The sequence below is a fragment of the Arthrobacter sp. zg-Y820 genome, assembly GCF_030142155.1.
In the GTDB taxonomy this organism is placed as follows: domain Bacteria; phylum Actinomycetota; class Actinomycetes; order Actinomycetales; family Micrococcaceae; genus Arthrobacter_B.
This window is the reverse complement of the sequence record NZ_CP126247.1, coordinates 911,767-933,811: the sequence shown is the minus strand read 5'-3', so window position 1 is coordinate 933,811 and position 22,045 is coordinate 911,767. Positions and strand designations below refer to the sequence as shown.

The following is a 22,045-nucleotide window of genomic DNA, read 5'->3' as shown; positions in this document are numbered from 1 at the left end:
CTCAGATGGACTTCGTTAATATTCTTCTCGGTGCACTCAACGAGATCATCAGCCCCACCACGGCGGCCTACGCACTTGCCGCCCTCGGGCTGGCCGTGCATTTCGGCTACACCGGGCTGCTGAACTTCGGACAGGCCGGGTTCATGGCGATGGGCGCCTACGGCTTCGCCATCCCGATTCTGTCCTTCAACGCACCGCTGCCGGTGGCACTGCTGATTGCCCTGGCGGGGTCCGCGATTTTCGCGGTGATCCTGGGCATCCCGACACTGCGGCTCCGGGCCGACTACCTGGCCATCGTGACCATTGCCGCAGCGGAGATCATCCGCTACATCGTGACCACCAACGGCATGACGTCGATCACCGGATCGGCGAACGGCCTGGCGGCCTTCACCGGAGACTTCTACGGCCTGAACCCGGTTCCTCCGGGCAGCTACAACCTGGGCCCCTTCGCCATGAACGAGCGGGACGTCTGGGTTCGGATTGTCGCCTGGACCCTCGTCATCGTGGCCTGCCTCCTGGTGTGGATGCTGATCCGCAGCCCCTGGGGGCGCGTGGTCAAGGGCATCCGCGAGGATGAAAACGCCGTCCGGGCCCTGGGCAAGAACGTGTACGCGTACAAAATGCAGGCCCTGATCATCGGTGGCCTGCTCGGCTCCCTGGCCGGCATTATCTTCACCCTCCCCCGGGATGCGGTGCAGCCGGCCAACTACGGGACCGAGCTGACCTTCTACCTCTACACCGCACTGCTCCTGGGCGGCATGTCCACCGTGCTGGGCCCGGTCATCGGCGCCATGATCTTCTGGGTCATCCTCTCCGTGACGCAGGGCCTGCTGTACGGCGCCATCGAAGCCGGGTACATCACTTTCATAACCACTTCCCAGGCAGGACAGGTGCGCTACATCCTTGTTGGTGTGGCACTGATGCTGCTGATGATCTTCAGGCCCCAGGGCATCCTGGGCAACAAGAAGGAGCTGGCGTTCGCATGAGTTCCCAGTCAGACGAACCCGGGCAGGGCGCCCGCGCGACGGGCGCGCATGCCGCGGCCCCCGACGATTACATGAACGACACCCGGCCCATAGCCGCCGACGACGCCGGACCGGGCTGCCGCAAGCGCGATCCGATCCTGGTGGCCAGGAACGTCACCCGGACCTACGGCGGCATCAATGCCGTTGACGTCAAGCACGTGGAGATCCCGCGGAACAAGATCACGGCCCTGATCGGTCCCAACGGCGCCGGCAAGACCACCCTGTTCAATCTCCTGACCGGCTTCGACACTCCGCAGTCCGGTGACTGGCAGTTCGAAGGCCGCGATCTGGCCGGAGTATCCGCGTACAAGGTGGCCCGGATGGGCATGGTCCGCACGTTCCAGCTGACCAAGGTCATGGGCAAGCTCACCGTCATCGAAAACATGCGGCTCGGCGCTTCCTCCCAACCGGGCGAGTCCCTCTGGCGGGCGTTCCTGCCGCCGCTCTGGCGGGGCCGGGAACGCGAAATCACCGAGCAGGCCGACGTGCTGCTGGCCAAGTTCAAGCTGGACACCAAGCGCAGCGACTATGCGGCGTCGCTCTCCGGCGGCCAGCGCAAGCTGCTGGAAATGGCCCGGGCCCTGATGGTCCGGCCCAAACTGGTGATGCTGGATGAACCGATGGCCGGGGTCAACCCGGCACTGACGCAGTCCCTGCTGGACCACATCAAGAACCTCAAGGCCGAAGGCATGACCGTCCTGTTCGTGGAACACGACATGCACATGGTCCGGCACATTGCCGACTGGGTGATTGTCATGGCCGAAGGCAAGGTGGTGGCCGAGGGCCCGCCGAGTGAGGTCATGAAGGACCAGGCCGTCATCGACGCCTATCTGGGTGCCCATCACGACGTCGACCTCGGCGATTCGGAAGGTTTTGAAAAGCTCGAGGCCCAGCTGGAGCACGATCCGGAGTCCTCCGTGGGCACCGAACCTGACGGCGCGGTCGGCAGGCACATCGATGAACGGAAGGAACAGGCATGACTGCCGAGGCATTCGAGGGCGATTCCGTCGTCAAAGTGACCGATTTGGTGGCCGGATACCTTCCGGGCGTAAACATCCTCAACGGCTGCAGCATCGAAGCCCGCCGCGGCGAGCTGATCGGCATTATCGGACCCAACGGCGCCGGAAAATCGACCCTGCTCAAGGCAATGTTCGGCCTGGTGAAGGTGCACTCCGGGACCGTTGTGGTCCGCGGACAGGACATCACCGGGCTGAAGGCCAACAAGCTGGTCAGCCGCGGCGTGGGCTTCGTCCCGCAGAACAACAACGTGTTCCCGTCCCTGACCATCGAGGAGAACCTGCAGATGGGCCTGTTCCAGGCGCCGAAGCGGTTCAAGGAGCGTTTCGACTTTGTGGCGGACCTGTTTCCCGAGCTGCGCACGCGGCGCGCCCAGCGTGCGGGGTCGCTGTCCGGCGGGGAGCGCCAGATGGTGGCCATGGGCCGGGCACTCATGATGGAGCCGGCGGTGCTGCTGCTGGACGAACCCTCTGCCGGGCTCTCCCCCGTGAAGCAGGATGAAGCGTTCCTGCGGGTCCATGAGATCAACCGGGCGGGGGTTTCCGTGATCATGGTGGAGCAGAATGCGCGCCGCTGCCTGCAGATCTGTGACCGCGCCTACGTCTTGGACCAGGGCCGCGACGCCTACACGGGCACCGGCCGTGACCTGATGAAGGACCCGAAGGTCATCCAGCTCTATCTGGGGACCCTGGCGGACACCGCGTAGGCGTTCACCGCCCGGCACCAACGGAACAGCCCCCGCCGTCGGCGGGGGCTGTTCCGTTGGTGCGGTGTTTTGCCGCGGGTTAGAGCTTGCCCTCTTCGGAGCGGCTCGGAACCGGCTTGTTGTCGGCGTCGTACTGGTAGATGCCGATGAAAGCCTCCGTCGGGTCACCGTTCTCGTCGAAGGTCACCGGGCCGGAGTAACCGTCGTAGTCGATGTCCCCTCCGCCGCGCAGGATGGTCACGCAGCCTGCGTAGTCAAAGCACTTCTCGCCCTCTGCCGAAACACCCTGCAGTTCGGCGGCCATGGCCTTGCCGTCGGTGCTGCCTGCCGCCTCTGAGGCCAGGGCCAGCATGGTCACGGCGTCGTAGCTTTCACCGGCGTAGGCCCAGTCCTTCAGGGCCGGGTCCAGCTTCAGCAGTGATTCCTTGAAGTTGTCCGAGGCAAACGGGCCCGGGATGGTTCCCTGGGCTCCTTCGAGCGTGCCCGCTTCGAGGTCCTTGCTGTAGTCGGAGGTGTTGCCGTCCACGAGGAACAGCTGGGTGGGATCGATGCCCTTGGCGGTCAGCAGCGGAACAATGCTCTTGGCCTGTTCGAAGCTGATGACAACAATGGCGTCGGGCTTGGCAGCCACAACCTCGTCCACCTGGCTGCTGAACTGGGATTCACCCTCATTGAACATTTCTTCCGCAACGATCTGGCCGCCGGCGGCCTCAACCGAGCCTCGAATGTTGCTCGCCAGGCCGGTGCCGTAGGCATCGTTCAGGACGATCATGCCGACGGTCTGCGCCCCGCAGGTCATGACGTAGTTGCCGAGGGTCCGCCCCTGCAGCACGTCCGAGGGAGCGGTCCGCCAGAACAGGCCGTCGTCGTCCCAGTCGGTGAAGTCCGGGGAGGTGTTGGCCGGCGAGAACTGGATGACGCCGGCTCCGGTGATCTGTCCGATGACGGTCTTGGAAACACCCGAGGACGCCGCTCCGACAATGCCGCTGACACCCTGGCTCAGCAGATCGGTGACGGACTGGGTGGCAATGTCAGTGGTAGTGTCGCCGGAATCCCGGTGCACAACCTCCATCGGCTGGCCCAGGACACCGCCGGCCGCGTTTACTTCTTCGACAGCCAGGTTCACGCCGGCGATCTCGGGCGGGCCGAGGAACGCCAGGGCACCCGTGGTGGGAAGCAGCGAACCGATCTTCAACGGCGACGCCGTCGTGCCGGTGGAAGCGGGCACTGCCGCGGGGTCACCCTTGGTCCCCGGGTCTTCGCCCTTGCCGCCTTCATTGGGCGGGCAGCTGACCGCTGAGGAAGCGGCAGCAGATGCGGTTGCGGATTCCGATCCGGTGGACTCGGCAGAGGGTGCGTTCTCTCCGCCGCAGGCTGTTGCGAACATTGCCAGGCCGAGCCCGAGCGCCGCGATTTTCGCCGCCCGGCTATATCCGTCTCCCAGGCCAAGGCGACTCGTGGTGCGTAGTGCAGTCATAGATTTTTCTCCCCGATCGAAAGGCGGAGGCCTTTGATGCCGTTTTCAGGTATTCCTGATGAGAAGAAAGCTAGTTGAATAATGAGTCAAACATAAGAGTTTAGGGTTACGTCCTTGTAACTCTCGTCACATAGTGCCGCTTTACCACTTGCCCGGGACACGGACGCGGGTTAGAAGGTCACTCCGCTGCGCAACATGACGTTGGCATAGGGCGTGGCCTCTCCCGTCCGCACGATCAGCCGCACGGACGGGAGCAGCGCCTTGAACTCCTCATGGGTCACCGTTTCGGGCTGAAGCCCGGCCTGAGCCAGCAGGCTGTCAACGGCGGTGCCGCCGGCCTCCTCAGCCATGATCGCCCCTTCGACCTCGATTTCGTCCAGCAGTGCGCCCAGCACATCGGAAAAGGAAGGGATGCCCTGGACCAGGGCCAGGTCGACGGCAGGGACACCGTCGGGAATCGGCAGGCCGCAGTCAGCGACCACTACCAGGTGCCCGTGTCCGAGCCTGCCGATTGCGGCGTTCAGGGGTGCGTTGAGGATGCCGGTTTTTTTCACGAGACGAAGTCAGCCACGTTTTCGGTGGTCACTGTGGTGACCGGCACCGGAATGCTGGATTCCACGGTTTCGCCGTCCAGCAGCTGGGCCAGGACCTCCACGGACCGCTTGCCCAGTTCGGCGGGCTGCTGGGCAATGGTGGCGGTCATGGTGCCGTCCTGGACTGCCTTGAAACCGCCCTCGGTGCCGTCAAAGCCGACCACGCTGACGTCGGAACCGGCACGGTTGCCCAGCGCCTGGATGGCGCCCAGTGCCATTTCATCGTTTTCGGCGAAGATGCCCGTGACGCCGGAATGGGCCTGCAGCAGGTTGGTGGCCACGTTCAGCGCTTCGGCGCGGTCGAAGTTCGCCGTCTGCTGTGCCGCCACCTTGATGCCGGGGTAGGCCTTGAGCCCCTCGGCGAAGCCGGCGCCGCGGTCGCGGCTGGCCGAGGTTCCGGCCACTCCCTGGAGGATGATGATTTCGCCCTCGCCGCCCATGGCCTTGGCCAGCTCGTCGGCCGCCTGGCGTCCGCCGGCCTTGTTGTCGCTGGAAACCAGGGACTGGATCTCCGCGCCGTTCACCGTGCGGTCCACGGCCACAATCGGGGTTTCGGCGCTCAGCAGCGGGCTGACGGAGGCGGCGGCTGCATCGGAATCGACGGGGTTGATGATGACGCCTTCGGTTCCGGACGTGGCTGCGGTGGCCAGCTGGTTGGTCTGGGTGGCGGAATCGTTCTGGGCGTCCAGGACCTCGAGGTCCAGGCCGGCGGCTTCGGCCGCTGACTGCGCGCCGTCGCGCAGTTCAACGAAGAAGGGATTGTTCAGGGTGGACACGGCCAGGGTGACGGTGCCCCCTGCCGCTGCGGCGTCGTCGCCGCGGTTGCAGGCGGTGGTGGCCAGCAGCAGTCCCAGGGATACGGTCACTGCCGCGGTCTTACGGGCGGAGGAGAACTTCATTGTTTTTTCCTTTTGTGGGGGTGGTTAGTGGGTGGAATTTTTCCGGCGCAGGGCGTCCGCGCCGACGGCGAGGGCGATCACCAGGCCGATGACGACCTGCTGCCAGAAGGAGGAGACGTTCAGCAGGTTCAGGCCGTTGCGGATCACCACAAGGACGAGGGCGCCGATGAGGGTGCCGCTGATGCGCCCGACGCCGCCGGCCAGCGAGGCCCCGCCAATGACGACGGCGGCAATCGCGTCCAGCTCATAGCCGGACGCGGCCTGGGGCTGGGCCGAATCAAGACGTCCGGAGAGCAGGAGTCCGGCCAGCGCGGCGAAGAGCCCGGACAGCGCGAAGACGGTGACCAGCACCCGGCGGACCGGGATGCCGGAAAGGCGGGCCGCTTCGGTGTTGCCGCCCACCGCGTACATGTAGCGGCCGATCACCGTGTAGTTCAGGATCAGGGCAGCGGCGATGCCGGCGATCACCAGGACCACGATGGGCATCGGAATGGGACCCACATTTCCGCCCAGGAAGGACACCTCGGGGGCGGTGGCGATGGGCCGGCCGTCGGAGAGGACCAGGGTGAGGCCGCGGGCGACGCTGAGCATGGCCAGGGTGGCAATGAAGGACGGCAGCCGGCCGTAGGCAACGGCGAAGCCGCTGACGGCGCCGCTCAGGGTTCCGATCAGCAGTCCGCCGGCCAGCGCCAGCCAGCCGGGGAGGTTGCCCTGCGTGAACATCCACGCCGAACCCATGGCGGACAGGGCCGCCACCGAACCCACCGAGAGGTCGATGCCGGCGGCCACGATCACGAAGGTCATGCCGAAGGCCAGGACGGCAATCACCGAAGCCTGAATGCCGATGTTCAGCAGGTTCGGGCCGGTCAGGAAGTCGGGCGTGGCAATAAAGAGCGCCAGGCCCAGGACCACGAGGCCCACCAGCGCCCCGTTGTCCGCCAGGAACTTCTTAACCCGCGCCCCGGTGTCCGGTGCCTGCTTCCGCGTGGCCTTTTCCGGTGTCTGCACCGCTGCGTTGTTCATGATCCGTCCTTCATCAGTTGGTCTTCCAAATCACGCTGTATGTCGCGCACCGCCAGCGACATCACGGCGTCCTGTGTGGCTTCGCCGGCGTCGAGTTCACCGGCTATGTGACCGCCGCTCATCACCAGGATGCGGTCACTCATGCCCAGCACCTCCGGTAGTTCGCTGGACACCATGACGACGGCGCCGCCGGCTGCGGTGATTGCGTTGATCAGTTCGTAGATCTCCACCTTGGCGCCCACATCGACGCCCCGGGTCGGTTCGTCCAGCAGCAGCACGGTTGATCCGGCCACGATCCAGCGGGCAAAAACCGCCTTCTGCTGGTTGCCGCCGGAGAGTGATCCCACCGCCTGGTCCAGGCTGTGCATGCGGATCCGCAGCCGGTCCGCCACCTCCTGGGCACGTTTGCGCTGGCCGGCGAAGTCCACCACGCCGGCCTTTGCCGTGGCGGCGAGGGTGGCGTAGCCGATGTTGTCGTTGACTGCCGCCCCGAGCACCAGGCCCTGCACCTTGCGGTCCTCGGGCACGTGGCCGAGGCCGGCGCGGATGGCCGCTCCGATGTCGGCCTTGGGCAGCTGTTTTCCGCGAACGGTGACCGTTCCGGAGGTATAGGAGTCCGCGCCGGCGATGGCACGCACCACCTCGGTCCGGCCCGCGCCCATCAGCCCGGCCAGGGAGACGACTTCCCCGGCCGCAACCGAGAACGACACGTCGTGGATCAAGCCCTTCATTGACAGCCCCTGCACCTGCAGCAGCGTCTGCGCCGGACCGGTGAATTCACGCCGGCGGGGGAACTGCTGGTCGATGTCCCGTCCCACCATCAGGCGGACCAGCTCATCTTCGTGCGTATCGGCGGGGACCTCGGCGATGAACTTGCCGTCCCGGAGCACGGACACCGAGTCCCCGATCGCGGCGATTTCGTCCAGGTGGTGGGAAATGAACACCATGCCCACACCCTTCCGGCGCAGGTCCTCGACGACGGAGAACAGGGAGGCGATTTCGCGGTTGGTCAGCGCCGCCGTCGGCTCGTCAAGAATCAGCATCCGGGCGTTCAGGCTCAGGGCCTTGGCGATTTCCACCAACTGCTGCCGGGCGATGCCCAGCTCCCCCACCGGCTGGTCCAGGTCCACGTCGAGGCCGATCAGGTCCAGCGCCGCCCGGGCCTGAGCCTTCATGGCGCGGCGGTCCACCAGCCCGTATTTGCGCGGCATCCGGCCCAGGCAGATGTTCTCGGCCACGCTCATGGACCCCACCAGGTTCAGTTCCTGGTGGATGGTGGCGATGCCGTGGGCTTCGGCAGCCTTGGTGTCCGGCAGGGAAACCGGCTTGCCGTCCACGAGGATCCGGCCGCCGTCGGGCTGGTAGACCCCGGACATCATCTTGATCAGGGTGGATTTGCCGGCACCGTTTTCGCCCAGGAGCACCTGGACCTTGCCCGGGCGCACGTTGACGGTGACGCCGTCGATCACCGTCACCGGGCCAAAGGACTTGCTGACGCCCTCAAGGGTCAGGATGGGATTCTCATTCAGGATGGGATTCTCTTTCATGCTGGGGTTCCTCCTGGAAGGGGCGGGGTCGAGCCGCGGATGATGAGCCTGCTCGGCAGCACCACGGAGGCCGGGGATTCCCCGGCGATTTCAGCGAGCAGCAGGTCAACGGCAAGCCGCCCCATGGCATGGACGTCGTGGGTTATGACGGTCAGCGCCGGGTTGAGCAGCGTGAAGGCTTCGATGTCGTCGTAGGCCACGAAGGCCAGGTCGGCTCCGATGGCCAGTCCGCGCTCGTTGCAGACGCCGACAGCGCCGATGCTCATCAGGCTGTCCGCGGCGAGCAGCGCCGTGGGCGGGACGGGAAGGTCCAGCAGCCGGCGTGCCCCGGCCGCACCGCTGGCGGACTGGAAGTCGCCGAGGAACACCAGGTCGCCGTCGTCGTCCGCCCCGGTTTCGGCGACGGCGCCGCGGTAGGCCTGCAGCCGCTCGCGTCCCGTGGACGTCGACTGGGGACCGGCAATGTAGCCGATCCGGCGGTGCCCCAGCTCGGTGAGGTGGCGGACGGCGTCGGCGATTCCGCTTCCGTTGTCGGCAGTGACGCTGGGAACCTTGGCGCCGTCAACCACGCGGTCCACGAACACCGTGGGCAGCTCGCCGGCCAGGAGGCCCACCAGGCTCCGGGCTTCGCCCTGGGGTGCGGCGATCAGGCCGTCCACGCGCTGGGAGAGCATGACGTCGAGGTAGCGCTCCTGCTGCTCCTGGCTTTCGTTGGCGTTGCCGAAGAGGGTGAGGTACTGAAATTCGCGGGCGCGCTGCTCGACGGCGTGGGCCAGGTCGGCAAAGAAGGGGTTGCGGATGTCGGGCAGCAGCAGGCCGATGGTCTGGGTGCTGGTCTTGCGCAGCGAGCGGGCCTGGGCGTTGGGGCGGAAGCCGAGCTCAGCGGCGGCATCGCGGACCGCCTGGCGGGCGTCTTCGGAGGTGGCGGAATGCCCGGACAGCACCCGGGAAGCCGTGGCTGCCGAGACGCCGGCCAGCCTCGCCACGTCCTTGATCGTCGTTGACCGCACTCTGCTCCCTACACCGTTGTGGAATCGATTCCATGGAATCGATTCCAAGTATGGTGCAGATCATGTGTGCCGTCAAACACGACGCTTCGTGCCTTGGGTTACAGGCCGGCGCGAGGGGGCGTCCGGGGAGGGTTTCGACGGAGGCTAGACGGGAATAACGTCCCACTCCGCGGCGCCGTCCCACTTGATGTACAGGTCCTTTGGCAGGGGCACTCCCCCGCGGTGGTACATGTGGAACTCCACGGCCTCGCCATCGGCCAGGTCCATTCCGGCGGGCAGGTTCTTGGTGTTCACGCCCACCCTGGATCCGTCAACAACCACGTGGCCAAGCACGTGTCCGCTGACGTTGCGCAGCAGATAGGTGTCTTCGGACGGATTTTCGATTCTCAGGGCATCGCTCATGACCGCTCCCGGCGCAGTGGGGGCGGCGTTCCCGTTTGTCCTGCTTATCCCTGCGGCACCGCCCGGATAAGGGTTCCGCGTTCCGTTTTATGCTATTGATTCATGCTACTGACGGGCCTCTGCGCGCCGGAACCCCGCAGTACCTCGAACACGCTCCGCGGCAATAACCCTTTGGGCAAATAAGTGCCCGCTTCGGCCCATCCGCCCTGGTCCCGCTCACCGAATAGCTCCCATGATCGAGCAGAGCCATCACCGTCAGATGGAGGACAGCCCGCTGAGGGAGTTCTCCGGCACCTACGGAGGCTTCTATCTGCTTCCCGGGGAAGCCTGGGGAGTTTCAGCGGCTGCCGACGGGACACCGCACGCGCGCTGCTGTTCCTGCAGCTGGGAGTACGACGTCGGCACGGAGGAGGAAGCCGTCCGGCTCGTCACCTCGCACCTGCGGGTGGCGCATCCCGATGAACCCGGAGTGGTGGACCCGGCGCAACGAACGGACGAGCGACGAGCGGACCCGGCGCAGCAGCCGGCCCGCTGACAACAGTGGTACCCCAGGTCGGACTCGAACCGACAACACATGGATTTTAAGTCCACTGCCTCTGCCATTGGGCTACTGGGGCGGAAGCGAAAAGCTTCTGCTCAAGCCTACTGGATCCCCGCCCCGCCGCAGAAACAACGACGGCAGCCCCTCCCCAAGGGGAGGAACCGCCGTCGTACGTGTTCTGCTGAAGCCGGAAGCGCTACTTGGCAGCTTCGGTCTTCTTGGCCGGCGTGGCGGCCGTCCGGAACCCCTCGCGCGGGTTGTTCAGGTTGCGCAGGGAGGTCAGGTCGCGGCCGTAGCTCACGTTCAGGAGCCAGCCGGAGACGACGCGGAACTTGCGCTCGAACATCGGCATGGCCAGGCCGTGGTAGCCGCGGTGTGCCAGCCAGGCCGGGAAGCCCTTGAGGCCGAAGCCCATGATGTTGGCAACGCCCTTGTACTGGCCCAGGCCGGCAACGGCGCCGAGGCTCTTGTGGTTGTATTCCTCAACGCTGCCGATGCCGTAGCGGGCGGCCAGGAGGTTCTTGGCCAGCAGCTTCGCCTGGCGGACGGCGTGCTGGGCGTTCGGAACGCAGAACCCGCCGACCCCGCCGCCGGACAGGTCGGGAACGGCGGAGACGTCGCCGGCGGCCCAGGCGCCGTCGAGGGGGCCGTTCTCGCCGGTGATGCGCAGTTCGGCGTTGGCGCGGACGCGGCCGCGCTCGTCGATCGGGAAGTCAGTGGCGCGGACCATCGGGTTGGCCTGCACGCCGGCGGTCCAAATCAGGGTATCCGCACCGAACTCGCCGGCCGGGGACTTGTCAGCCATGTTGATCAGCTTGAGCACGCCGTTCTCGGCGGACGCCAGCGAGGTGTTCAGCAGGACTTCGATGCCGCGCTCACGCATGCTGGCAACAACCCACTCGGCCTGGTCCGGCTTGACCTCGGGCATGACGCGGCCCATGGCCTCGATCAGGACGAAGCGGAGGTCTTCGCGGCGCAGGCGGTCGTTGATCCGGACGGCATCGCGGGCCATGTCTTCGAGCTCGGTCAGGGTTTCGATGCCGGCAAAGCCGCCGCCGACGACGACGAAGGTCAGGGCGCGGTCGCGCTCCGGGCCAGCGGGCATGAGCGATGCGGATTCGATGCGCTCAAGCACGTGGTTGCGGGTCGCCATTGCTTCTTCGATGCTCTTCATGCCGATGCCGGCCTCGGCGAGGCCCGGGATCGGGAAGGTGCGGGTGATCGAGCCGGCGGCCAGGACAACATCCTGGTAGGGCAGCTCGAACGGCTCGCCGCCGTCGCCCGGCTCAATGGTGGCGGTGCGGGCAGCGTGGTTGATGGAAGTGACCTTGCCGGTGATCAGCTCGGTGTTCTTCAGGTGCATGCGGTGGGACACGACGGCGTCGCGGGCCTCGATCGTGCCGGCGGCCACTTCGGGAAGGAAGGGCTGGTACGTCATGTAGGGCAGCGGATCGACAACCGTGACGATCCCGCCCTCATCCTTGACCTTCTTCTGGAGGTTTTTCGCTACATAGAGACCTACGTAGCCACCGCCAACTACCAGGACGCGGGGACGGTCTGAAAACTGTGTCGTAGATGCCATGCCCTCATCCTACCCGAGTTTGTGAAAACCTTCACGAGAGATTGGAGTGTTTCAGCTGACCGGTTTCGGTGTCCTCGGCAACAGCATCTTGCCCCGTGTCGTCCCCCGTCCGGCGACGCGCGCGAACCACCGCTGCAGTGCCTGCGGCGGTGACTCCCAGCAGCAGTCCGCCGAAGCCCAGGACCAGCGCTGCGGGCAGCGGATCGAACCCCCTGTCCGGCGGCAGCGCCACCGGAACCGTGGGCTCCGGCAGGTCCGGTTCCTGCGGCTCGACGGCAACCGGAGCATCGGAGGCCGGCGCTGTGGAGGCATCGCGGCGGTGGATCCGGATCCAGTCCGCAATGTTGCCCAGCGGGTTCGCCGCGACGGAGGGAACATCGGCGGTCAGGGCCGCGCCGGCATCCAGGATGCCGTAGCCGTACAGGGTGTCCTGTCCCGGCGCGCCGGCCTCGCGGGTGGTGCTGATGATCCGGTTAATGACGTCTGCGGCGCTGAGGTCGGGATAGGCGGATCGGATCAGGGCCGCGGTTCCCGCTACCAGGGGCGCAGCGCCGGAAGTTCCGCTCCAGTCCGCGTACCGGATCGCCTCGCCGGGCAGGCCCCCCACCAGGTTTTCCGCCGGGGCGGCAACGCCGATGCTGATTCCTTCGGAGGAGGAATACCGGCTCGCTTCACCGTTCCGGTCGACACCGGCCACGGTCAGCACACCGGGGATGGTGGCCGGGGCTCCCACTTGCACCATGCCGACGCTGCGGTTGCCGGCGGCGACCACGACCACAACGTCCTGCTGCTCGGCGTACAGGAAGGCTGAGTCCCAGCTCTCCGGCCAGGATGTGGAGGAGCTGCCCAGCGACATGTTGATTACCTGGGCTCCGTTGTCCACGGCCCACCGGATGGCGTCCGGTATCTGGTCCTCGATGGGGATGCCGGCCGGGTTGTCGGGTCCGATCCAGGCGGAGACCGCCAGCAGCTCGGCTTTGGGTGCCACGCCGATGATGCCCTCGGATTTGGCGGGCGCCGGGGGCTTGGCCGTCTCTTTAGTCCTGCTCGTCGGGCTCGGGTCCGGCGCAACGTCAGGGGCGTGGCCGCGCCCTGCCAGCAGTGTCGCCACCAGGGTGCCGTGGGACGGGTTGTTGCCCAGTCCCCGGCTGCCGGCCGGGTCCCCGGCACCGGAGACGTCGGTGCCGCCGGTGACGGCTCCCGCCAGATCCGGATGGGTGGGATCGATTCCGGTATCGATCACCGCGACCTTGACGCCTGCGCCCTGGCTCACCTTCCAAGCCTCGTCGAACCCGGAGTCAGCGAGCCAGTACTGCTTGTCGCGCCATTCGTCGGCGGAGGCCGGGGCAGCCGGAAGCAGGGTCAGCGCGAGCAGCGCCGCCAGCAGGACCGCGTGGATCCTTCTCCGTGGCAGCCCGGGAACCGCCGACGGATCCGTCACCGCGCTACGCTCAGAGCTATGCCGTCCAGGATGTCGTGCTCGCTGGTCACTGCGGAGGAGACCGCCCCGTCGGTGAGTTCCGCGACCCGGTCCACGATCGTCTGCCAAATCAGCGCACCGGCGCCGATCACGTCCACGCGGCCCGGATGCATGTACGGCAGTGCCGCACGGGCATCCCGGTCCATGTGCAGCAGCTCCGAAGCGGCGTGGTCTATCCGGGCGGTGTCGAGCTCGGTGCCGTGGATGGCACTGGGTGAGTACTCGGGCAGGTGCAGGGCGTGGGCCGTCACCGTGGTGATCGTCCCGGCCACGCCCACCAGGCGGTCGGCTTCGGCCAGCGGCACAGTGGTCAGAACCTGCGCGATCATGTCCAGGACGTCACCGCGGGCAAGGGCGATCTGCGCCTCGGTTGGCGGATTGGAGGTGAGGTGCCGTTCGGTGTACCGGACGCAGCCCATGTCGGTGCTCTTGGCCGCCAGTACGCCCTCGGAGGTGCCCAGCACAAACTCGGTGCTGCCGCCGCCGAGGTCCACCACCAGGGTCTTGGAGCCGTTGCTTCCGCCCAGGACGCTGGTGGCTCCGGCGAAGGACAGCGCTGCCTCTTCGTCGCCGCTGATGACTTCGGGCTCAACGCCCAGCCGCTCCCGGATGCCGTCAACGAACTCGGCGCGGTTTTCGGCGTCGCGGCTGGCCGAGGTGGCGACGAAGCGGATCCGCTCGGCTCCGTGCTCCCGGATCAGGGCGGCGTACTCGTCGGCGGCCTCGAAGGTCCGTTCCAAGGCCTCGGGGGCCAGGCGGCCGGTGGCGTCCACACCCTGTCCGAGCCGGTTGACCCGCATCAGGCGGACGACGTCGGTCAGCCGGGGCGGGCCGTCCTGCGCCACGTCGGCAATCAGCAGGCGGATGGAGTTGGTGCCGCAGTCGACGGCGGCAACCCGCACCGTTGAAGCAGCACTCTGGTTCTGCACTTCACTCTGGTCCGGCACTTCGTCCCCCTGCTGGTCGGTGTCGGCCGCGTCAGCGGTGTTGGCCTCGGCTTTGGCGGACTCGCGGCGGGCGGCGCGCTTGGCGTCCAGCTCCTCCGCGGAGAGACCCTGGGTTTTGGTGTGCCGGCTCAGATCACGGCTCGGCACCGCACTTGCGGTGTCCCACGCGCCCTCACAGTAACAGCGATCGCGGGTCCACCAGGGGGAAATGCGGTCCAGGGCTTCATCACCCAGCGGGTTGACTCCGGGACCTGCGGCCAGAGAGTGGCCCACGAGGACGTGGAGGCACTTCACCCGGGTGGGCATCCCGCCGGCGGAGACGCCGTCGATCTCGGGAACGGGGCCGACGCCGGTGCGGGCACCGATGTCGTTCCGCACCTGAAGGTACGCCTCGTGCGCTGCCCGGTAACGGGCGGCGAGCTCGGGGTCCTGTTCCAGCCGCTCGGTCATTTCGTTCATGACGCCGGCGGCTTCGAGCCGGGAGACTGCGGCAGTGATGACCGGGTGCGCCAAATAGTAGGTGGTGGGAAAGGGAATGCCGTTGCTGAGGCGCGGTGCCGTGGTGGCCACGAGGGGGTTGCCGCAGACGCAGCGCGCGCCGATTTCCACGACGTCGCGCGCCGGCCTGCCGAGCTGACGGCTCAGTGTCTCCAAGTCTTCGGAGGTGGGGGTGAGCTGCTGCTGGGTCATGCCGGAGGTTCCTTCCTGGGGGCCTGGACGAGGCCCGGGCTATTAATGTCTGCGTTTCTAAGATTACTGTGCGCAGAACGACGCCGGGGCCGCCGCCGCGGCGGCCCCGCGCCGGCAGCGGGCCTACTGCGCCGCAGCCGACCGCTTCACGGAGTCCCAGAGGGCGTCGACCCACTGCAGGTCTTCCGTTTCCTCCTGCGCCTCCTGCGCGGCGTTTTCCACTCCGTGCTCCCCCTTGACGAGGTAGCGGGTCTCCCCCGGCATCACCAGGAAGATGCGTTCCCGGGCCTGCTGCTTTATGTAGTTGGGGTCCTCCCAGCGGCCCAGCTGCGTTTCCAGGTTGCGGGCCGTCACCTTCTCACTGGCGATTTCCGCCTCCAGCGCGGAAATTTCCGAGCGCTGATGCAGATAAGTGCTCACCGACGGTGCCAGCAGCACCGTTACGACCAAGGTCACCATGGCCAGGACCAGGAGGCGGCCGGAAAAGGCCTTTGCCGGAACCGGGCGCAGGTCATCGGAGACTTCGTCTGCGCCCGCTCCGGACAACACTGCCGGAGCCTGTGCCAGGGACCGCCGCCGGAACCTGCCGGCAGCGGCCGCCTTCGCGGTTGTGGCCTTGGCTGCGGCGTCGTCGGCTTTCGTGCCCGAGAGCTTCCCGGCCGCTGCTTTTGTGGGAGCAGGTTTGGCCGGCGCTGCCTTGGCCCGAGGCGTTTTCTCCGCGGCGGCTTTGGCCGGGGCACCCGGAGCAGGGGCACGTTTCGCGGCACCCGATCCGGCGCCGCGGGCTCCGTCCACCGGCTTCGTGGCACTGATGGTGTCCGGATCAGCAGCAGGGCTCCGTCGCCGCTCCGGCCGGCTCCCGCCGGAGCCGGAGACGGTCTCGGCCGCGGCGCCGTCCCCCGCTGAACCTGCTTTGGGGACTTTCGGACGTCGGGTGGGCATGGAACTCCTTGATTCAAAACAACCTGGCGGAACGGCAAAAGAACAACAGCTAAACCCACCGCTCAAAACGAACAGTGATTCAAACACAGGGGTCTAAACGACACAGTGGTTAGACGACACAGTGCCTTAAACGACACAGTGGCTTAAACACAGCTGGTGGGCACCCTCATTAACGAGGGTACCCACCAGCAGCAGGCTTACTCTGCCGTGAAACGCGGGAACGCGCTGCGTCCTGCGTAACGTGCGGCGTCGTCGAGCTCTTCCTCGATGCGCAGCAGCTGGTTGTACTTCGCTACGCGCTCGGAGCGGGCCGGGGCGCCGGTCTTGATCTGGCCGGCGTTGGTGGCCACGCAGATGTCGGCGATGGTGGTGTCCTCGGTTTCGCCGGAGCGGTGCGAGGTGATGGTGGTGTAGCCGGCGCGCTGGGCCATGGTGATGGCATCCAGGGTTTCGGACAGGGTGCCGATCTGGTTGACCTTGACCAGCAGGGAGTTCGCGGCGTTGTTCTTGATGCCGGTCTCGAGGCGGACCGGGTTGGTGACGAACAGGTCGTCACCCACGATCTGCACCTTGTCGCCGATGGACGCGGTCAGCGTCTTCCAGCCGTCCCAGTCTTCCTCATCCAGCGGGTCCTCGATGGAAACCAGCGGGTAGTCCCGGACCAGTTCCTCGTAGTACGCGGACATTTCCGCAGCGGAGCGGTTGGTGCCTTCGAACAGGTAGGAGCCGTCCTTGTAGAACTCGGAGGCGGCAACGTCCAGGGCGAGGGCGATGTCGGCGCCGGGGGTGTAGCCGGCACGCGTGATGGCCTCGAGGATCAGGTCCAGGGCGGCACGGTTGGACGGCAGGTTCGGGGCGAAACCGCCCTCGTCGCCGAGTCCGGTGGACAGGCCCTTTTCCTTCAGGACGGCCTTGAGGTTGTGGTAGACCTCAACTCCCCAGCGCAGGCCCTCGGAGTAGGTCTGTGCGCCCAGGGGAACAATCATGAACTCCTGGATGTCGACGTCGGAGTCGGCGTGCGAACCGCCGTTGAGGATGTTCATCAGCGGGACCGGCAGGACGTGCGCGTTGGGTCCGCCGAGGTAGCGGTACAGCGGCAGCGCCGCTGATTCGGCGGCGGCGCGTGCCACGGCCAGGGAGACGCCCAGCATGGCGTTGGCGCCCAGGTTGGACTTGTTCTCGGTTCCGTCCAGGTCAATCATCGCCTGGTCGATGGCACGCTGGTCGGCGGCGTCGAAGCCCAGCAGGGCCGGCTGGATCTGCTCGATGACCGCTTCAACGGCCTGCAGCACGCCCTTGCCCTGGTAGCGGGTCTTTTCGCCGTCGCGGCGTTCGTTGGCTTCGAAGGCGCCGGTCGAGGCGCCGGAGGGGACCGCGGCGCGGCCGAACGTGTCATCATCAAGCAGAACCTCCACCTCAATGGTGGGGTTTCCACGGGAATCCAGGATTTCGCGGGCGTGAATGGCATCGATGATTGCCATGGGAATGCTCCTGTTCGTTGGAACGCTAGGGGTAACTACAGCGGCAGGCAATGAGCCAAGCTCCGCTGTCTGGTTCCAGACTAGTTGAAACCCGCGCCGTAGTAAGGCCCTGCACCGCCATAATGGCCCTGCGGTAGGCTCCGCAGCCGCCTGCAGGGCTCCCGGCCCGGCTAGGCGCCGGCGGTGAAACGGCGGACCGCGGACCGCAGCGCGGCTTCGGCATCCAGCCCCTGGGCCTGCGCCTGGCGCACGACGGCGAACAGGTGATCTCCCAGCTCTTCCTCACCGTGCCACGGCGGCAGCGGCCGGTTCGCCGGGTCCGCTGCAGGTACCGGAATCCCGGCGCGGCGGGCCCGGTCCTGGGCTTTCGCGGCCAGCAGGAGGGCCGGAAGCCCGGCGGGGATGCCGTCGAAGGGTGAGGTTCTCCCTGGTTTTTCCTGCTTCTTCACGTCGTCCCAGGCGCGTTCGATTTCGGCTGGATCGTCGGTGGTGCTTTCCCGGACGGAGCCGTCGGGGGCGAAGACATGCGGATTGCGCCGAATCATTTTGGCCGTTAGCGAATCCACCACGTCGCCGATGCCAAAGTGGCCGGATTCTTCCTGAAGCCGGGCGTGCAGCAGCACCTGGAACAGGACGTCGCCGAGCTCCCCCGCCAGCTCCTGCGCGTCTTCCGGCCCGGTGTGGCCGGTTTCCACGGCCTCGGCCACCTCGTAGGCCTCCTCGATGAGATATTCCAGGAGGGACTCATGGGTGAGCGCGGCCGTCCAGGGACAGCGCTCCCGCAGGACAGCGATGACCTCGGCCAGCCGGGTGAACCGCTGGCCGAGGTCATCGCCGGAAGTGCCGGGGGCCGAATCAGCCACGGAGCTGGTTGAAGCCTTCAGTGACGTAGGCGGCCAGGGCGTCGCGCTCCTCCAGTGGCAGGAACGCGGCGTCGACCGCGTTCATGGTGAGTTCGAGGATGTCGTCGAGGTCATAGTTGAAGGTGTCCGCGAGCAGTTCGAACTCGCCGGTGAGCGTAACACCGCTCATCAGCCGGTTGTCGGTGTTCACCGTGACCTGGAAACCGGTCTGGTAGAGCAGGTCGATCGGATGGGATTCGATGTCCCCGCCGAAGGAGGCGATGGCACCGGTCTGCAGGTTGGACGAGGGGCAGATTTCCAGCGGAATGCCGCGGTCCCGGACCCATCCGGCCACCTGGCCGATGGTCACCATGCCCACGGCGCTGTCGTCCCCGGCACCGGCCGGACTGTCTTCGGCGTCCTCGTTGTCGAACTCAACATTGATGTCCTCGGCGATGCGCACGCCGTGACCCAGGCGCAGCGCCCGGCCGTGGACCAGTGCGTCCCGGATGCTGTCCACTCCGGCGGCTTCGCCGGCGTGCACGGTGACCGGGAACTGGTTTTCGGCCAAGTAGGTGAATGCCTCGCTGAAACGCGAGGCCGGAAAGCCGTCTTCCGCGCCGGCGATGTCAAAGCCGGAGGCACCGTTGTGGCGGTGCCGGACGGCCAGCTCTGCGATTTCCATGGCACGGTCGGCGTGGCGCATGGCCGTGATGAGCTGCCCCACCTGGATCAGGCGGCCGCCCGCTTCCACGGCGTCCACACCGGCGTCCAGGCCCTCCTGGACGGCTTCCACGGCTTCGTCCAGGCTCAGGCCGCCCTGCAGGTGCTGCTCGGGTGCCCAGCGGATCTCGGCGTAGACAACGCCGTCGTCGGCCAGATCCTCCACGAACTCGCGTGCCACCCGGGACAGGCCTTCGCGGGTCTGCATCACGGCAATGGTGTGGTCAAAGGTTTCCAGATAGCGCGGCAGCGAACCTGAATCCGCGGACTCGCGGAACCACTCACCGAGTGCAACCGGGTCCGTGGAGGGAAGCTCGTGGCCAACCTCCGCGGCAAGTTCGATGATGGTGGCAGGGCGCAGGCCGCCGTCGAGGTGGTCGTGCAGCGAGACCTTGGGCAGGCTGCGGATGTCGAGGTGCGGGTCAGAGGCGGGAAGCAAAATAGGCTCAGTCACGCTGCCAACTCTACGTGAGCTGCGGCACTCGTTGGTGCGCGTGCCTAGGGCGTTTCGTTCGGCACCCGCTGCGCGGCTTCCTCAGCGGGGAGCTCTGCGTCTCCGGGGCGCGCTGCGTCTTTGGGGGTCTTCAGCGGCGTGGGGCCGCGAAGCTTGGTGATGAGCCGGTCAATGACCAGCCCGAGGACCATTGCGACGGCGATCGCGACCACGACGCCCAGGAGATGGTTGTCCTCGAACCAGGAACCGGCAAGCGCGCCGATGGCAACGCTGTAGGCTGCCCAGACCAAGGCCGACATGGTGGTCAGACTGACGAACAACCGGCGGGGGAAGCCGGTGGCGCCGGCGGTCAGGTTGACGACCACGCGTCCGATCGGAATGAAGCGGGCAATCAGGATCAGCGACACGGCCCGCTTGTCCAGTTCCTTGCGGGCCCACACGAAGCCTCGCTGCATCCGCGGTCCGCGCATCCAGCGGTACCGTTCGGTGCCGATCCGCCGTCCCATCAGGTAGGCCAGGTTGTCGCCCAGAAAGGCTCCGCCGGCCGCTGCCGCTGCCACCAGCCACAGGTTGGGGCCGGCTCCGGTGGCCACCAGCGCCGACAGTCCCACTACCAGGGATTCGCTGGGAACCGGCGGAAAGAAGCCGTCGATCAGGCAGAACGCGAATAATGCGAAGTAAACCCACGGCTCATCGGCGGAGGTCAGGATGAAATTGTTGACACTGTCCACTGCGGCGCTCAGCACGTCCAGTCGGCTCCCTCGGATTGGTCTCTGGTATCTATAACGATGCCATCAACTCATTGGTGCCCGCCAACCCCGCGCCGCCGCCCGCCCGCCCGCCCGGGCCAGGGCAGGGCGGGCAGGCGGGGGGGCAGGGCGGGGCGGCGGGCGGCGGCCGGCGGTTCAGCACGGCCGATGGGCGGTGCCTAGCCGATGCGGTCGATGATCAGCTTCTGCGCGGGGCGGGATCCTTCGGGAGCAATGACGACGGCGTTTTCCAGCGCCTCGCGGGCCCGGTCGAACTTCTCCGGTGTATCGGTAAGCAGGGTCATCAGCGGCTGGCCGGCCCGGACGGTGGCTCCGGGCTTGGCATGCAGGCGGACGCCGGCGCCGGCCTGCACCACATCCTCCTTGCGGGCACGTCCTGCTCCCAGCCGCCAGGCAGCCACGCCCACGGACAGGGCGTCCAGCTCCATCAGGACGCCGTCGGCGGGCGCCAGGATGGTTTCCGATTCCCGCGCCTGCGGCAGCGCAGCCGCCGGGTCCCCGCCCTGGGCGGAAATCATGCGCCGCCAGACGTCCATGGCCCGGCCGTCCCGCAGGGCAGCCGCCGGGTCGGCATCCGGGATGCCGGCCGCGGCGAGCATTTCCTCGGCCAGCCGGATCGTCAGTTCGACGACGTCGGCCGGACCGCCGCCGGCCAGGACCTCCACTGATTCCTCCACCTCGATGGCATTGCCTGCGGTCAGGCCCAGCGGGGTGGACATGTTGGTCAGCAGCGCCACGGTGTTCACTCCGGCGTCCTGTCCGAGTGCCACCATGGTTTCGGCCAGTTCACGGGCGTTGGCTTCATTCTTCATGAACGCCCCGGAGCCCACCTTCACGTCGAGCACCAGTGATCCGGTGCCCTCGGCGATCTTCTTGCTCATGATGGAGGAGGCGATCAGCGGAATGGCCTCCACCGTTCCGGTCACGTCGCGCAGCGCGTACAGCTTCTTGTCCGCCGGAGCCAGTCCGGTGCCGGCGGCGCAGATGACGGCGCCGACGTCGGCCAGCTGGGCCATGATTTCCTCGGTGGACAGGTTGGCCCGCCATCCCGGGATGGCCTCCAGCTTGTCCAGGGTGCCGCCGGTGTGGCCGAGGCCGCGGCCGGAGAGCTGCGGCACGGCGACGCCGAACACGGCGACCAGGGGTGCCAGCGGCAGGGTGATCTTGTCCCCCACCCCACCGGTGGAGTGCTTGTCAGTGGTGGCTTTCCCCAGCGAGGAGAAGTCCATCCGGACGCCCGAATTGATCATGGCGGTGGTCCAGCGGGAGATTTCCTGCCGGCTCATGCCGTTGAGCAGGATTGCCATGTTCAGCGCTGCCATCTGCTCGTCGGCTATCGCCCCGCGGGTGTAGGCGTCGATCGTCCAGTCGATCTGCTCCGGGGACAGGGTTCCCCGGTCCCGCTTGATCCCGATGATGTCCACGGCGTCAAACTTTTCGCTGCTCATGTGCGGTCCTGCCCTTCCAAGTGCTGCGGTCCAAAGGCATCCGGCAGGACCTCGTCCATGGTCCGGATGCCGCTTACTGTCATTAACTGCATGCCCGGTGCCCGAAATTCATAGAGCAGCTGCCGGCAGCGTCCGCACGGCATCAGGATTTCCCCGGCGCCGTCCACGCAGGTGAAGGCGGTGAGGCGGCCGCCTCCGGTCATGCGCAGCGAGCTCACGAGCGAGCATTCAGCGCACAGCGTCAGCCCGTAGGAAGCGTTTTCGACGTTGCAGCCGGAGATCACCCGGCCGTCGTCGGTCAGGGCGGCTGCGCCCACCGGATACTTCGAGTACGGGACGTAGGCGTGTTCCAGGGCGGCACGGGCAGCATCGAGGAGTTGGTTCCAGTCGATGTCCGGCGCAGCACCTGCCGGGGTGCCTGCTGATTCATTCATTGGGGGTTCCTT

Annotated in this window: 21 protein-coding genes, 1 tRNA gene and 1 pseudogene; 4 read left to right on the top strand and 19 right to left on the bottom strand. The window is 66.8% G+C overall.

The window, feature by feature from the left end; translation table 11 throughout:
* The first annotated feature begins 5 nt into the window (after positions 1-5).
* Genes QNO08_RS04240 through QNO08_RS04230 form a run of 3 tightly spaced genes read left to right on the top strand, consistent with a single transcriptional unit; the run spans position 6 to position 2,748 of the window.
* On the top strand, positions 6-986 hold the full coding sequence (locus tag QNO08_RS04240; RefSeq protein WP_229964657.1) for a branched-chain amino acid ABC transporter permease: 981 nt from the start codon (positions 6-8) through the stop codon (positions 984-986).
* The gene (locus QNO08_RS04235; RefSeq protein ID WP_442860457.1) at positions 983-2,005 is read left to right on the top strand and encodes an ABC transporter ATP-binding protein; all 1,023 of its coding nucleotides are present in this window, start codon (positions 983-985) and stop codon (positions 2,003-2,005) included. The genes QNO08_RS04240 and QNO08_RS04235 overlap by 4 nt, the downstream gene beginning before the upstream one ends.
* On the top strand, positions 2,002-2,748 hold the full coding sequence (locus QNO08_RS04230; RefSeq protein ID WP_229964656.1) for an ABC transporter ATP-binding protein: 747 nt from the start codon (positions 2,002-2,004) through the stop codon (positions 2,746-2,748). Before QNO08_RS04235 ends, QNO08_RS04230 begins: the two co-directional genes overlap by 4 nt.
* Before the next feature lie 79 nt (positions 2,749-2,827).
* Here QNO08_RS04230 and QNO08_RS04225 read toward each other — a convergent pair whose 3' ends face one another.
* The 7 genes from QNO08_RS04225 to QNO08_RS04195 all read right to left on the bottom strand — a co-directional run bounded on the left by QNO08_RS04225 (position 2,828) and on the right by QNO08_RS04195 (position 9,699).
* Positions 2,828-4,225 carry an ABC transporter substrate-binding protein gene (locus tag QNO08_RS04225; RefSeq protein WP_229964655.1) on the bottom strand — a complete coding sequence of 466 codons (1,398 nt, stop codon included), beginning with the start codon at positions 4,223-4,225 and terminating at the stop codon, positions 2,828-2,830.
* Positions 4,226-4,395: 170 nt separating this feature from the next.
* Positions 4,396-4,779, bottom strand: coding sequence for a D-ribose pyranase (rbsD, locus tag QNO08_RS04220; protein ID WP_229964654.1), 384 nt, complete (start codon positions 4,777-4,779; stop codon positions 4,396-4,398).
* Positions 4,776-5,717: a substrate-binding domain-containing protein gene (locus tag QNO08_RS04215; protein WP_229964653.1), complete on the bottom strand. Its 942-nt coding sequence runs from the start codon at positions 5,715-5,717 to the stop codon at positions 4,776-4,778. The genes rbsD and QNO08_RS04215 overlap by 4 nt, the downstream gene beginning before the upstream one ends.
* 24 nt (positions 5,718-5,741) lie before the next feature.
* Positions 5,742-6,740, bottom strand: coding sequence for an ABC transporter permease (locus tag QNO08_RS04210; RefSeq protein ID WP_229964652.1), 999 nt, complete (start codon positions 6,738-6,740; stop codon positions 5,742-5,744).
* Entirely contained in the window at positions 6,737-8,287 is a 1,551-nt protein-coding gene (locus tag QNO08_RS04205; protein ID WP_229964651.1) for a sugar ABC transporter ATP-binding protein, read from the bottom strand. Before QNO08_RS04205 ends, QNO08_RS04210 begins: the two co-directional genes overlap by 4 nt.
* Positions 8,284-9,297 (bottom strand): LacI family DNA-binding transcriptional regulator, encoded by a 1,014-nt coding sequence (locus tag QNO08_RS04200; protein WP_229964650.1) that lies wholly within the window; start codon positions 9,295-9,297, stop codon positions 8,284-8,286. Before QNO08_RS04200 ends, QNO08_RS04205 begins: the two co-directional genes overlap by 4 nt.
* A 144-nt stretch (positions 9,298-9,441) precedes the next feature.
* Entirely contained in the window at positions 9,442-9,699 is a 258-nt protein-coding gene (locus tag QNO08_RS04195; protein WP_229964649.1) for a hypothetical protein, read from the bottom strand.
* 232 nt (positions 9,700-9,931) lie between these two features.
* On the opposite strand from QNO08_RS04195, the gene QNO08_RS04190 reads away from it, so the two are divergent.
* A complete protein-coding gene (locus tag QNO08_RS04190; RefSeq protein ID WP_229964648.1) occupies positions 9,932-10,234 on the top strand; it encodes a DUF1059 domain-containing protein in 303 nt (100 codons plus the stop codon).
* Between the two features lie 6 nt (positions 10,235-10,240).
* Here QNO08_RS04190 and QNO08_RS04185 read toward each other — a convergent pair.
* From QNO08_RS04185 to QNO08_RS04135, 12 genes and pseudogenes are all read right to left on the bottom strand, one after another.
* A tRNA-Leu gene (locus QNO08_RS04185) sits at positions 10,241-10,316 on the bottom strand.
* A 120-nt stretch (positions 10,317-10,436) separates the two neighbouring features.
* On the bottom strand, positions 10,437-11,822 hold the full coding sequence (locus QNO08_RS04180; RefSeq protein WP_229964647.1) for an NAD(P)/FAD-dependent oxidoreductase: 1,386 nt from the start codon (positions 11,820-11,822) through the stop codon (positions 10,437-10,439).
* 31 nt (positions 11,823-11,853) lie between these two features.
* Entirely contained in the window at positions 11,854-13,263 is a 1,410-nt protein-coding gene (locus QNO08_RS04175; protein WP_229964646.1) for a S8 family serine peptidase, read from the bottom strand.
* Entirely contained in the window at positions 13,260-14,204 is a 945-nt protein-coding gene (locus tag QNO08_RS17495) for a Ppx/GppA phosphatase family protein (protein ID WP_229965040.1), read from the bottom strand. Before QNO08_RS17495 ends, QNO08_RS04175 begins: the two co-directional genes overlap by 4 nt.
* Before the next feature lie 165 nt (positions 14,205-14,369).
* Positions 14,370-14,939, bottom strand: a pseudogene (locus QNO08_RS17490) (DUF501 domain-containing protein); the annotation flags it as partial.
* 123 nt (positions 14,940-15,062) lie between these two features.
* Complete coding sequence (locus QNO08_RS04165) at positions 15,063-15,881, bottom strand: FtsB family cell division protein (RefSeq protein WP_229964645.1); 819 nt, start codon at positions 15,879-15,881, stop codon at positions 15,063-15,065.
* Between the two features lie 197 nt (positions 15,882-16,078).
* Positions 16,079-17,362: a phosphopyruvate hydratase gene (eno, locus tag QNO08_RS04160; RefSeq protein WP_229964644.1), complete on the bottom strand. Its 1,284-nt coding sequence runs from the start codon at positions 17,360-17,362 to the stop codon at positions 16,079-16,081.
* A gap of 170 nt (positions 17,363-17,532) precedes the next feature.
* On the bottom strand, positions 17,533-18,225 hold the full coding sequence (locus QNO08_RS04155) for a MazG nucleotide pyrophosphohydrolase domain-containing protein (RefSeq protein ID WP_331461752.1): 693 nt from the start codon (positions 18,223-18,225) through the stop codon (positions 17,533-17,535).
* Positions 18,218-19,381, bottom strand: a complete 1,164-nt coding sequence (locus QNO08_RS04150; protein WP_229964643.1) for an adenosine deaminase — start codon at positions 19,379-19,381, stop codon at positions 18,218-18,220. Before QNO08_RS04150 ends, QNO08_RS04155 begins: the two co-directional genes overlap by 8 nt.
* A 44-nt stretch (positions 19,382-19,425) precedes the next feature.
* Complete coding sequence (locus QNO08_RS04145; RefSeq protein ID WP_229965038.1) at positions 19,426-20,112, bottom strand: DedA family protein; 687 nt, start codon at positions 20,110-20,112, stop codon at positions 19,426-19,428.
* Between the two features lie 197 nt (positions 20,113-20,309).
* A complete protein-coding gene (locus QNO08_RS04140; RefSeq protein ID WP_229964642.1) occupies positions 20,310-21,599 on the bottom strand; it encodes a thymidine phosphorylase in 1,290 nt (429 codons plus the stop codon).
* The gene (locus QNO08_RS04135; RefSeq protein ID WP_229964641.1) at positions 21,596-22,033 is read right to left on the bottom strand and encodes a cytidine deaminase; all 438 of its coding nucleotides are present in this window, start codon (positions 22,031-22,033) and stop codon (positions 21,596-21,598) included. Before QNO08_RS04135 ends, QNO08_RS04140 begins: the two co-directional genes overlap by 4 nt.
* Positions 22,034-22,045 lie beyond the last annotated feature (12 nt).